General features: G+C 30.4%; 8 protein-coding genes, 1 tRNA gene and 1 pseudogene. 2 read left to right on the top strand and 8 right to left on the bottom strand.

What is annotated here, in order from left to right; genetic code table 11:
- Position 1: 1 nt before the first annotated feature.
- The 4 genes from mtaB to OQH62_RS03550 are packed head-to-tail and all read right to left on the bottom strand — an operon-like array spanning position 2 to position 5,256.
- Complete coding sequence (mtaB, locus tag OQH62_RS03565) at positions 2-1,252, bottom strand: tRNA (N(6)-L-threonylcarbamoyladenosine(37)-C(2))-methylthiotransferase MtaB (protein ID WP_266013888.1); 1,251 nt, start codon at positions 1,250-1,252, stop codon at positions 2-4.
- A 3-nt stretch (positions 1,253-1,255) separates the two neighbouring features.
- Complete coding sequence (locus OQH62_RS03560) at positions 1,256-2,794, bottom strand: mechanosensitive ion channel domain-containing protein (RefSeq protein ID WP_266013885.1); 1,539 nt, start codon at positions 2,792-2,794, stop codon at positions 1,256-1,258.
- Positions 2,791-3,846, bottom strand: coding sequence for a 3-dehydroquinate synthase (gene aroB / locus OQH62_RS03555; RefSeq protein WP_266013883.1), 1,056 nt, complete (start codon positions 3,844-3,846; stop codon positions 2,791-2,793). Before aroB ends, OQH62_RS03560 begins: the two co-directional genes overlap by 4 nt.
- Before the next feature lie 9 nt (positions 3,847-3,855).
- Positions 3,856-5,256 carry a COG3400 family protein gene (locus OQH62_RS03550; RefSeq protein WP_266013882.1) on the bottom strand — a complete coding sequence of 467 codons (1,401 nt, stop codon included), beginning with the start codon at positions 5,254-5,256 and terminating at the stop codon, positions 3,856-3,858.
- Between the two features lie 31 nt (positions 5,257-5,287).
- Between OQH62_RS03550 and tgt the strand changes: the two genes are divergently transcribed.
- On the top strand, positions 5,288-6,415 hold the full coding sequence (gene tgt, locus OQH62_RS03545; protein WP_266013879.1) for a tRNA guanosine(34) transglycosylase Tgt: 1,128 nt from the start codon (positions 5,288-5,290) through the stop codon (positions 6,413-6,415).
- A 113-nt stretch (positions 6,416-6,528) separates the two neighbouring features.
- Positions 6,529-6,605: transfer RNA gene (locus OQH62_RS03540), tRNA-Arg, on the top strand.
- A 347-nt stretch (positions 6,606-6,952) separates the two neighbouring features.
- Here the strand turns inward: OQH62_RS03540 and OQH62_RS03535 are convergent.
- The 4 genes and pseudogenes from OQH62_RS03535 to OQH62_RS03520 all read right to left on the bottom strand — a co-directional run.
- Complete coding sequence (locus tag OQH62_RS03535) at positions 6,953-7,417, bottom strand: toxin-antitoxin system YwqK family antitoxin (RefSeq protein ID WP_266013876.1); 465 nt, start codon at positions 7,415-7,417, stop codon at positions 6,953-6,955.
- A 177-nt stretch (positions 7,418-7,594) separates the two neighbouring features.
- Positions 7,595-8,941, bottom strand: a complete 1,347-nt coding sequence (locus tag OQH62_RS03530) for a hypothetical protein (RefSeq protein ID WP_266013873.1) — start codon at positions 8,939-8,941, stop codon at positions 7,595-7,597.
- A gap of 23 nt (positions 8,942-8,964) precedes the next feature.
- Positions 8,965-12,756 carry a hypothetical protein gene (locus OQH62_RS03525; protein ID WP_266013870.1) on the bottom strand — a complete coding sequence of 1,264 codons (3,792 nt, stop codon included), beginning with the start codon at positions 12,754-12,756 and terminating at the stop codon, positions 8,965-8,967.
- Positions 12,746-13,473, bottom strand: a pseudogene (locus OQH62_RS03520) (hypothetical protein); the annotation flags it as partial. The gene OQH62_RS03525 and the pseudogene OQH62_RS03520, both read right to left, overlap by 11 nt.

Genomic DNA, 13,473 nt, shown 5'->3' with positions numbered 1-13,473 from the left:
CCTAACCTTGAAAATGAGCTTGATTGCCTTGTGAAAAAATTTCATATTCTTTAAGTATAAGCCATTGTTTTAAAAGATTTACTTTACTTGATATTTTGATTTTATTAAAAAACTGATCATAACCTTCAAAAAATCCCCCTTTTTCACTTTCAATGAGAATTTCAAGCGGAGTTTTTACTTTTTTTCTGAATTTAAAATTATTGTCTTGCACAAATTCTTTTAATTGATTTAGTCTTGCCTTTGCTATTTTTCCATTGATTTTTTCTTTCAAATTGGCAGAAAGCGTATTCTTTCTTGGTGAAAAAATAAAACCATGAATATGTGTAATCTGAAACTCTTTAAAATTTTTTAGAGCTTCATTCCAAATTTCTTCATCTTCTCCGGGATGTCCAACTATAAAATCAGTACCTAATGCAAAACCTTTTTTTGCCAAAGTATCAAAAAGTTGTAAGTCATTCTCTGTATGACTTCTGCGCTTCATAATTCTTAGCATTTTTTCACTTGTATGTTGAAGTGCAATATGTAAATGTCTTTCAAGCCAAGTTTCATCTAAAATTTCAAAAAAACTTTCATCAAGTTGCGCAGGCTCTAGACTGCCAAGACGTATCCTTTTTATGCCTGAAATTTGTCCCATTTGTTGCAAAAGCTTTCCAAGTGTTGTTCCGTTTTTAAGTCCATATGAACCTATATTCGTACCTGTTAAAACAATTTCTTTGTATCCATTTTGGCTAAGAATTTTCACTTGTTCAAGCAATGTTTTCTCATCAACACTTCGAGATTTTCCTCTTACACTTGGTATGATACAATAAGAACAAGCAAAATCACAACCTTCCTGAATTTTTACAAAAGCTTTTGTGTGATTCTCGTAATTACAAACGATATTTTTATCAATAAAATTTAAATTACCAAGCTCATAAAAATTTGTTTTTGAAGATACAAATTCGTTAATTTTTTCTTTTTCTGAAGCTCCAAAAACACCAAAAATTTGTTTTTTTTCTAAAAGTTCTTTCCCCTTGCTTGCCGCAGCACAACCGGTGAGTAATATTTTAACACCTCTTCTTTGCATTGCATTGATGTAATTTTGCAACCCACTATCAGCGCCATTTGTTACAGTACAAGAATTAATAATAATAACTTGTGCATTGTTTTCGTGATTGACAATTTCGTACTCTTGTATGTAGTTTTTTAAAAGTTCAGTATCGTAAATGTTTGTACGACAACCAAAAGTTTTAAAGAATACTTTTTGTTTCAAACATCATCCTTTAAAAATTTTCTCATCACAATTTTTTAAATTTCTAAAATAAAGGTTTTGACTTGGATAGGCAATTTTTATATCACTGTGCTTGTTTAACTCTTTAATGATTTCTTTACTAATAGTACTTCTTAATGCTAAAGCTGCATATGAATTAGTCATATACCAAGCTGAAATTCTCATACCCCAGTGTTCAAAAAATACAAAAAAACGTGGTTCTACTTTTGAATTTTTAATGCTGTATTCATTTTGAAGTCTCATTATAGTTTTACGAGCCAAATCTGTATAACCTTTTGAATATTTCACAACAATCTGTTCTATGAGTTCTTGCGCCTTGTCTATATTTGAATCAAAGGTGATGGTAATATCAATACCATCTATAATAGTTTTCATACCGTGGTGGGTATAATTTGAAATCAAACTTGTAAAAACATAATTGTTTGGGATGAAAATAATACGTCCGCTCCGGCGGTTTTTAGTATAGGTTTCAAGCGTAATATCTTCATATATAGTAATACGCAAAAAAGAAATATCAATAATATCACCTATATAAGCAGTTTCATTTTGAAAAACTTTCACGCGATCTCCAACTTTAAAACTTCCGCCAAATACAATTACACACCAACCAAGCATTGACATAAACATATCTTTCATTGCGATAGCTAAACCTGCAGAAGCAAAACCAAGAATAGTTACCAAATAAGTAATATTTTCTATATAGGCAAATAAAAGAATAAGAAAAATAATATTGATATTAACAAAATGGATAATCTTAGCAGCTGTGTAGTATCTTTCATTATCTTTAATATATTTCTTGGCTATAAATTTTAGCATAAAAGCTATTGCAATGACGATAGCAATAGCTAGAACTATATTGAGTGCTCTTAAACTTTGAACTTTTATTTCTGCATTAACTCTGTCGATTTCTTCATCGATTTTTTTTTCATAAACAGCATAAGAAACTACTGCAAATTGTAAGGCTGTGTTAAATTCTTCTAATTTTTTGTTTGAATCTTGTAAATTGGCTAGATTTTCAGAATTTGGAATTAAATCCATAAGTTTTTTTAATGCTGCATTTTTTTCAGCCACAGCTTTAACAAAACTTTTAAATTCATTGATTTTAAGTGCATATGCTTCTTTTTCATTAGTTATTTTTTTAATATATGAAAAAGCTCCTATGATAGCTAGAGGATTGGTAAGTTTTGTAAAAGATTCTATATTTTTTGGAAAGGAAAAATTATGAGCGAAATTTAAATCTTTGTATTCCTTAAGCAATCTAAGTTGTTCTTCTAATGTAGCGATTTTTCTTTTCAATTCTTCTTGTTCGTGTACATCTGAAAGTTTATTAAGTTGGAGTTGAAGGAGGACAAGTTCATCGTTGATATTCTTATACCGAGTGAAATTTTCATAGACTATGTTCCACGCATTTGCATTAATTATAGCGTTAAGATTTTGAATTTTCTCTTTAGTCATTGCAACATCGTCTGAATGAGTTGCAAAACAAGCCAAAACAAGCCAAAACAAAAGAAGAATTTTTTTCATTGAAACTCTTTTATAGTTTTTAAGAGAATTTCTTTATCAATATTACTTTTAATGATCCCTTTTCCAAGCGAAACTGGAAGTACAAAATGTATTTTGTTGTTTTGAGTTTTTTTGTCAAGGAAAAAAGCTTGATAAAATTCTTCACTTTCTTTTATTGTATAGGATGTTGGAAGTTGAAATTGCTCTAAAACTTGTTGTATTCTTTCACATTCGTGTTGCCTTAAAAGTCCTAAATTAAAAGCAAGTCGGTTTGCCATATTCATCCCTATTGCGACAGCTTGTCCGTGAAGATATGTTTTGTATTGCGTTTGATTCTCTATAATATGTGCAAAAGTATGCCCGTAATTCAAAAGCATTCTCATTCCATTTTCTTTTTCATCTTTAGTTACAACCATAGCCTTAAGTTCTATACTTTTTGCAAGAAGAGTGGTGAAAATTTCTTCTTTACACCTTGTTTTTAAAAAACTCTTAGCATCTATGCTATGAATATAATCAAAAAAATTATCATCAAAAATAACGGCCATTTTAATACATTCTGCTAAACCAGCACTAAGCTCTCTACTTGTTAGGGTTCTTAAGAATTCGCTTTGACAATAAACGGCTTTGGGCTGATAAAAGGTACCGATTAAATTCTTCCCAAATTCATTATTAATACCTGTTTTTCCACCAACTGCTGCATCAACACAAGCTAAAAGCGTCGTTGGGATATTTATAAAATCAATTCCTCTTTGGTAAATACTTGCTGCAAATCCACACATATCAGAAATGACTCCACCACCAAAACTAATCAAGGTGCTTTTTCTGTCAAGTTTTGCAAGAAACATTTGTTTAAGGATCTCTTCTATGCTTGCTATGTTTTTATATTCTTCACCATCTTTGATTGTAATAATAAAAATTTCTTCTGCTTTAATGCAGGGTAAAAGCTTTTGCAAGTGAAGTCCTGCTACTTTAGCATTGCTTACTAAAGCGACTTTACCTTCGAATTCAAGTTTTAATGGTTCATCAATAAAAACCTTGTAAGAATTTTTTTTTAAATGAATAGGTATTTGCATCTTCTCTCTTTAACTTATAGGTATAAAAAGTTGGTAATTTCTAGCCATTTTATAATAATGTCTGTTTAAGTCAAGGCTAAAATTTTTATTAAAGCCATTACTTAAAAGGTTTGAATGAAAACTCACAAAATGTAATAAATCTTCTCTATATTGTAGATTTAAAATCGGATTTTCATCATTTTTATTAATAATTTGTACATTTTTATCATACAATCTTGATATGCTTCTAAAATATTCTTCCATATCTTCTGTGCTTTGAGAATTAGGATTATAATAATACAAAGTTACATTAAAATTAAGTTGAGTGCTTAAATCTGTAATAACATTTGCGTTATTTTCAATCTCACTTTCATTCGCACTTAAAATAATAGACTCTGTAACATTTGCAAAAGAAGAATTTCCTATCTTTAAAATAGGAATTTTAAGTTCAAAAAGCATTTTCTTTTCTTTTTCAAAATGTTGCGTATCTGTAAGAAAAATTCCTATATCGTTATTTTCTAAAAAGGAATTCATATTTTTAAAATTTGTGTTAAAAAAGTCAAAAAATATACCTTCATTTTCATCAGCTAAAGCTTTTAAGGTAAAATATATAGCATTAAGTTTTGGATTAATTATCCGAATAAAAAATTTTTTTGCATTGCTTTTACGTGCCAAAATAAAAGTTGTTTCAATTAAAAGTTCTTGAGTTTTATAACTCATATTTTTCATATCAAGAAGAGTAAAAATATTATTTCCAAAAGGTATAGGAAATTGTCCCATTTTTCCACGAATATTATGAAAAATAGTTTGCAAAACAACAGGATCCCCCACAACTAAAATACTATCATTGGGTTCTAAAACAAAAGAAGGTCTGACAAAATGTATTTTTGAATTTCTATAAATAAGCACTATGCGCCATCTTTTTTGCTGAATAGAGCTAATATGCCTGTAAGCAAACAGCGAACCTACTGGAATTTTAATTTCCATAAGCTCTCCCATTCCAAGCCCTATATGTTGTGCAGTTAAAGCAATATCTGGCAAAAAATCTAAGAGTCTGCGACTCAAGCTTGTTCTAGCATCTGTTACATTAGTATGTTTATCATCGAGTTGCAATCCCCAAAAATCCATTATAACAAGCTCCAATTTTTCATCAAAAGAACGCAAAACCTCATAAGTTTTTCTTGTTTCGAATTCATTTTGCATATAAATGAAAGCTTGACTATAAGCTTTGTTCATTATTTTTCCAAGCCTTGCAGGACTAGTCGGGTCGAATTTATGGAATTCTAAATGAAGGCTTTTTAAGTCCAAATCAACACTTTCTTCATTATGATAAACAATAGTGAAAAAATAATCCAAACCCTTTTCAAAGCAAAGCCTTTCTAAGAAATGCTTTGCTAAAATGCCATCAATTATGATTAAAATATGTTTCATTATAGTACTCCATAAAAAGGAATTATAACAAATGGACTTTAAAATAAAGCATAAAGATAATGCCGCAAGAGTGTGTGAGATCAAAACAGCTCATAGCACTTTTTTAACGCCTGTTTTTATGCCTGTGGGTACAGCTTGTGTTGTAAAAAGTTTAGATGCGCTTGATTTAGAAGAAAAATTAGACACTCAAATAATACTTGCTAATACTTACCATCTTTATCTTAGACCTGGCGCACAACTTGTAAAAAAACTCGGTGGTTTACATCATTTTAGTAATTTTCACCGCTCTTTTCTTACCGATAGTGGAGGTTTTCAAGCATTTTCTTTGAGTAAAAATTCAAAAGCTGTTGATGAGGGCATACAATTTAAAAGTCATATTGATGGGAGTTTGCATTTTTTTACACCAAAGAGTGTGCTTGATACGCAGTATGACTTAGGAAGTGATATTATGATGGTTTTAGATGATCTTATAGGACTTCCCGCTCCAAAAAAACAAGTAGAACTTTCTGTTTGTCGTACAATTAAATGGGCAAATGAAGCCATTAAATACCATAAATTCCAACAAAAAAAAGGAAATGGGGTTGAACAAAATCTTTTTGGTATTATTCAAGGAGGGACAGATTTTGAAGAAAGAAGAAGATGCGCTATTGAATTGTGCGAAATGGATTTTGATGGACTTGCAATAGGTGGTTTAAGCGTAGGAGAAGAAAACATATTGATGTATGAAACGGTTGAAAGAGTAATTCCTTTCATTGATGCAAATCGTCCAAGATATTTAATGGGTGTTGGCACTCCTGAAGATTTGGTTGAGAATGTGGAACGAGGTGTAGATATGTTTGATTGTGTAATGCCTACTAGAAATGCTAGAAATGGAACATTTTTCACCTCTTTTGGAAAATTTAATATTAAAAAAGCCGAATATATCAATGATAATGAAAGCATTGATGTGCTCTGTACGTGTTATACTTGCAAGCATTTTTCAAGAGCGTATTTGAATCATCTTTTTAAAACGAAAGAATTAACTTTTTTTCGTTTGGCAAGTTTGCATAATTTGCATTATTATCTTGATTTAATGAAACAGATGCAAAATGCCATTATAAAACAAGAATTTACACAATTTAAAAAAAAATTTTATGAAAAAAGAAGGGCAACTCGCTAATGGATTGTGTAATACTTTTAAGTCTAATTCAAATAAAGATTTGTCATATAACTTTTTGAAGTAAAAATAACCTAGTTTTAAGTAAAATTTAACTATGATTTTGATTTGCTTTAGCGCTCATAGCTCAGCTGGATAGAGCATTTGATTGCGGTTCAAAAGGTCAGAGGTTCGAATCCTCTTGAGCGCACCATTACTTCTTTTACAAACTTCTATCAACTAACAAAATAAATAAATATTTATACAGAATTTAGAGTAAAGAGTTGAGTAAGACAGCTGCATTGATAATAGAATAAAAGCACATCTTCATATTGTTTTTGCTTGGTGGGAGCGGAGTTGCATTTGAAGATTAAAAAGCATTATCTGTTCTGGAATTTCATAGTCTTTGTAAGTAGAGTCTGGGATGTCGTGAAGAGTAATAGTAGGATTACTATTTTCTCTTTTAAGTTTTTCTAAATCCTTTTATTTAAATTGCTTACTTATTAAACTCATAAGCTGCCCAAACAAGTTTAGTATTATTTCTAAACTTGCTATCAATTTTTATTTTGCAATACCATTTTCATATAGAATTTCTCTTTCTAATTGCCCATTTTCATAATACGCTTTCAAAACACCATTTATTTTATCATCTTTGTATGGAGTTTCTCTTTTTAATTGTCCATTGTCATAATACAATCTCATAACACCATTTACTTTACTATCTTTGTATGGAGTTTCTATTTCTAATTGTCCATTGTCATAATACAATCTCATAACACCATTCATTTTACCATCTTTCAATGGAGTTTCTATTTCTAATTGTCCATTGTCATAATACCTTTTCCAAACACCATTTTCTTTATCATCTTTGTATGGAATTTCTTCGAAAAGCTGTCCATTTTCATAATATTTTCTCTCCGCACAACCTTTAATCTTATCTTTATCACTCTTGCATTCTGGCAAGGGCTTTGAACACCCTACAAACAAACATAGCACCATAGCAGAATATAGTATTTGCTTTAACATTTTTAACTCCTTATTCAATTTTATGTATTGTATCTTATTCCTAGAAATATTCTTAAGCTTATTAACTTAAATTTTCACCTTACCTTCTTTATGCTATAGCTTTTGAGAGTAATGCAATAAAGTTTTATATACGATCACATTACTATTTAATTATTCTTTTTCATACTAATATATACTCTACTTTATATCATACTTCCTTGCATACTCCTCTATTTCTTTTCTTAAGTATTCTGGGAAGTTTTCTCTATATATTGCTGGGATTCTAGGATCTAGTCTTTTATCTAGTTTGCCTTGTTGATACAGCTCTTCTAAGTATTCAGGGATAAAATAAGTTGGTGCATTAGGGTAGCCTTGAGGGGGAGTAACTGCACGAATTTTAGCATAAAGTGTTACCGTATCATATTCTAATTCTGATTGAGCACCACTTCTTGTTGGTGGATATGGTAAATTGAGCGCTGAAGCCTCGACTCTTCGTTGTGATAAAAAATTTGCTTTTTCCATAAACTCCATCCTACTCTCAGGAGTAGAGTCTGGATCTCTAGGGTCTTTTAATGATGATCCTGTTAGCTCATAAAGCTCAAAATTGATATCACCATAGATATCAAATTGACTATAATCCATCACCCAATCTACCCCTATTATTTCATCTATATAAGGTAGCATACCATATTTATCAGGCTTTATTTTCTTTGCTAGGGCTGTAACTTGCTGTTGGCGGAGAGGATTCTTCCTTAAACCTAAATATTCAGCCCCTATAACATTTTCTCCATAGCTTTCATAACTTCTTAATCCTAAAAAATTAGTGCTAGTAGCATCAACTTGCATTCGTAATATGAGTGCTTGTATATATCGTGCATTAAAACCTGCATTACTTGTTGAAAGATATCTTGGATTTCCAAGTATGCCTGCTGCTATACCCCATTCCTGTTCAAAAAGAGCTGATCTCAAGGTATCTTTATGTCTATTTACTTGATAAAATATCTCTTCATAGTCTGGATTGATCACCCTTCCATAGTCATCTACACCACCTATTGCATCATAAGGTATATCTATAACAGAACTTCTTAATCCACTTCTAATCACTAGATATTTATATCTTTCTTTTTTTGTTTGTAAAGATTCATAATAAGCTTTTTCTGCTTTTGTCCAAGGAGCTATAGCTTTTTTTACAGGATCTTTAAGATAGAGTTCTTGCCACTCTTTAAACTCTAAGAGTGTTGAGTTAGATCCTGTTTTTAATACAGGATCTAAATAAATGGGTTTATAGGATTTATAAGGGGAGGATTCTAAGATAGCATTTGTTTCATTTAATAGCCTAGTAGCCCTTAGAGAATCTTGTTTTAAAAACTCTTTATCTTCACTTGGAATCTTTGTAACTTCATAATCAAAAATTGTCTGAATATCAAATCTATAATCTTTTAATATAACATTACCATTAGAATCCAGTTCTATATCATTTCCAAACATATCTTTGACAATCCTTACTGCCTTTTTATTCTCTTCATCACTACTAAATAACCACATTTTAATCCTTTATGTTTGTATCTTTACCCTAACCATAAACCATTTTCTATAATGATAGTAGTAGCAAGACGACCTATAAATTTGGGACGAATCATGCCTATGCTATCCTCACTTGTTCCCCTATACAAAGCCTTAATATTATTGCGTCCTATGGTATTAAGGCATTCTAATAGTCTTCTTGCTTTTTGTACATCTTCTTTAATACTGAGTGTGTTTCCCTTAGAATCTAAGGTTCTTGTATTGGTAAAATAATAATCTTTATAGTCATTAAGAATATCTAGGACTTCATTGTAAGCATCTATGGCAGAGGATTCTCCTTCTTTTTCTAACGCTTTAAATTGCTGATAGAGACTATTTTTATCTGTGCTTTTTGGAACTTTATAGGCTAAGATATTATTAAGATTTATATTGACTGCAATATCATTGCCATTGAGATTTTTACCTTTAAAAAAAGCAATATCATCTATTTGTTTATCTGTATCAAGCTCTATATAATCTATATTGTTTGCTCCTCGTTTTTCATCTATGATGAGATAGCTTAGGAGTTTGTGGAGTATAAAATCTCTTATCTGTTCATTGTTGTTTTGCTCTAATAAATATGCCAACCCGATATGATGGCTTAGTCCGCCTGTGCAAAGCTCTGTACCATATATCATAGACTGCATATCAAAAGAAATGAATTTAGCAAACACAGCCATAGGATAGTAAGTGAATTGCCTTGTTGTTTCTATAAGATCATTATAGATTTCTGTTTGTGTTATCCTAACAATATTTTCTCTTACTTTTTCCTTTCTTTTTATGGCATAGGGTACATCATAATAAAACTTATATCGTTTGTGCATTATACTATCAAATTCTCTTTTGCGGTTTTCGTGGCTTGTTGGCATCAAAGAGTTAAGCACGAGATTCAAAGCTATGTCAATACCCGCTGTGGCAAGATTGAATTTAATTTGATAAAAAATGTTGTGCGTATGTGTGGTTTGTGCTTGTTTAAGTATCTCTTTTGCTTGATTTATACCTATTTTATATGAGGAATGATGATTCTTGTTTGTATGGGTAATATGGAGATTTTTTATAAACTTTTTTCCAAATGCTGTGTTTTCTTGTTTTATGAGTTGTGCTTTTAGCTTTTCTATATCGAGTGTCTTTGCATTTTGGAGTTTGTGCGAATGCAATATAAAAGCTGATTTTGCGTGGAAATACCGTATTTGAGCTTGTGTGATTCGTAAATCAAACTGCGTGTAGCCCATAATTGCTTGCTCTACCTTTGTTACATTTGCATTTAGTGTTGAAACAATATGATTTCGCAATTTATCTATATTACTCATATTGTTTCTTAATGTTTGTTGTAAAGTTGCTACCTCATTGTTTATGGCGATATGTACCCTTATGTTTGGCACAAATGCGATAGAAAATATCCCTATTTCTTTTAATAATGTCTTTGCTATGCTTGCAGAATTATTCAGCTCTGATAACACATTCAAATAAATAGTAATGCAGTGCTTGATTGTATCTAGTGTGTTTTCATGTGTAAAGTTTATCAATGGACATATTGCACCTATTATTTTGAGTATTGAGACTTGGAGAATTTCTTGTGTGTGTTTGGCTTGTGTAGATTGCTTATATTGTTCTTTTTCTTGGAATCCTTGCAAGTCATTTTGTAAGTCTAGCAAATCTTGTATTTCTTGTTGTAAATCTTGCGATGTTTGTTGTTTACTTTTTTCCAATGTTTCCTTAAAATCATCAGGACTGCTGTATATCAACTTATCTATCTCATTGAAAAAATTTTCTGTACTATCACTTTGATTATTATGTGGTGCATTATTTATCTCGTTTGTATTTGGAAGAAAATGTATGCGAAGGGCTTGTGCAATATGCTTTATTTTGTCTATTTCCATATTATAGCTATGCAAAGTAAAATCATATGTTTCATTTAAACATGTAAATTTTAGTCTTGAGCCATTCTTTATAACTTCACTTGTATATGGAAAATATGGAAAATAGAATCGAAAAAGATATACACTACAAAATATAGAGAATATATCGAGCAATGTTTTGTTTTTTATATCATTAGTAAAATTTTCTATGGCTTGCAAATAATCTTTTGCCATTTGCTCTTCATTCCTAACAATTTCTTCTATATCGTTTGGGGTTTTAAAAAAAGAGTCTATATATTCTAAGCCGTAGGATTGTTCGATACGATTTATTTGTGTTTTTTTTCTTCTTGTTTGACGTAATATATTCAAATCACCTGGCGAATAATTTGAATGAATGCTATTTGCGTACTCTTTACATAATCTTTCATAATCTTTTTTTGCCTGTTTGTATTCGTTATTGTTCTCAAGTGCTGCTTTGATTTTTTCACTATCCACCCTTGCAAATGGTGAGAGCTGCAGAACAAATGGCTCATCATCTTTTTTTGTTATTTCTATCTTGTATTCACTATAATCTCTACTTGGATTGTAGCTTTTTTGCTTATTTTGATAGAATATATTTGGATTGCGTATTTGGCGATTATTGATTTCATCTTTAATTGTATTATCAAGTATAGTATTTGTAATCATCTCTGTAAGCCCAGCATTATATTTGCTTGGAGCATTTGTGATGATGAGATAATTTTTTGCCATATTTGTTGTATGATTATTTGGATATTGTTTGTTTTTATTGTTAAATATTTCAGCCAATAAAGCAGAATTAAAATGTGGGGATTCAAGATATACAATATGATTGAATTGACGTGTTTTTGTAGCAATAGAATTAAGCAATACATTATTATTTTTTATATCGTCAGCTTTATATATACTTATAGCTTGTGTTGAAAAATCATTAGCATCTATTGTGGGTAGTGTAATATCCCTTTGTTCTAGAAGTGCCTCAATGAGTGCCTCAATATCCTTTACCTCATTAGGTAGTGTCATTTTTCCTTTAAAGGCGATATTTTGAGAGCACATTGTAAGTGGGTCGTTCATAGCGGTATTGAAACCGGATAAATCGATGAATTCCAATGTTTTTTGAGAATCTTTTGTACTTTCTACAATAAGCATACAAGAGAGAAGGCGAGTATTGACAAATTGCATACACATTGCTAATTGTGTTGTTAAAAAATCTATAATTGGATTTTTCATATAGTTATATGTCTTATTTTTAGAATCTCTATCATTTATAAAAGCTGAGAGTGCAATAATAGATGCTCCTGTCAATATAATTGGTAAGCTTCCACCTGAAAGAAACAAAATACATCCTCCAACTATCGCTGTTATAATGTTTTTTGTTATATCTTTCTTTCTATCATTGAGAGATTCTTTAATATATTGCTCTAATGTGTCTAGTGTTTGGTCTATTTGTTCTAGCAAATCTTCTTTTACATTGTTAAACAAATCTGATTCGGTAATGTTTTTAATTTTATTGTGTATTATTTTCTTGCAATCTTGTAGAGAAATCTGCTCTATTTCTTCAATATCACTTAACATATCCTCTAGACTATCGTATTTTTTATTTGAAAGCTTTGCAGATTTTTTTATTGAATCTAAGATAGCATTTATAATCTCATTAGCATCTTTGCTATGAAATGATTTTATGTTATTTGTTTTACTATTTTGTTGGCTTGGACTCTTAAAGATTTGTGCTTCGTTTAACTGCTCAAAAGAATATATAGTAGTATTCTTAGATATTATATGCTTTAGCAAGCTGTTATTTTGCGATTCTATAATGTCTTGATTGATATTAGGACATAGCAATATAATTTTTGCCTCCTTGCTATTACCTAGCATTCTATCAATCTCTTGCAATAAGGTTTTTACATCTTTAATTATCATTATTTCTCCATAATCTATTTGTAGTTTTTTTAAAAGCATTGACAACTAGAATCTTTGTTATATCTTGTATTGCACTGTCTTTTTCCAATTCCCTATCGCGAGATTCTAATACAGAATCTACTCCATAAGCCAACTCTATCTGTATCTTTTTGCTCAAAGCAGGTGCATAGAATACCTTTGTGTAGTGTGTGAGGTAATCATTAGATAAGCCAATATCTGTATAATCACCAAACATCTCTTTGTACTTATATGCATTATACCTATACATCTCATTATATTTCCCTATACCATAGTCTTTATGTTCATAGTTTTTGTAGGCTTGTTTATATATTTGAGGAATCTTTTGAGGGATAAGCAAGACAAGAGAGAGTGTATTAGAATCTAATTGTAAGTATAGATATTGATAAAGATAGTCTTTGGCATAAGTTTGTTTTAAGCTAGAGTAGATTTTAGAGAGTATATCTTGCAGATTAGAATCTAAACTGCTATCATTTAATATTCCTGCATCTAATGTTTTTGTATCTTTAGCTATGTCAATATTAAGAGCATCTAGTGGTGTATCATTGTTAGATTTTATAAGAGTATCATTGAGTTTTATTTTATATATAGGCAAATTGTCTTGTTGGGATTTATTGATTTTATAATGCAATCTTAACTTTGGCTTTCTAAGCTGTATTTGAGATAACAATGCTTCCTTACTCATAGTATTACTTCCGC

This window comes from Campylobacter sp. MIT 21-1684, assembly GCF_026241315.1.
Taxonomy (GTDB): domain Bacteria; phylum Campylobacterota; class Campylobacteria; order Campylobacterales; family Campylobacteraceae; genus Campylobacter_D.
Note: the sequence above shows the minus strand (reverse complement) of the source record. Positions and strands in the feature narration are given on the sequence as shown.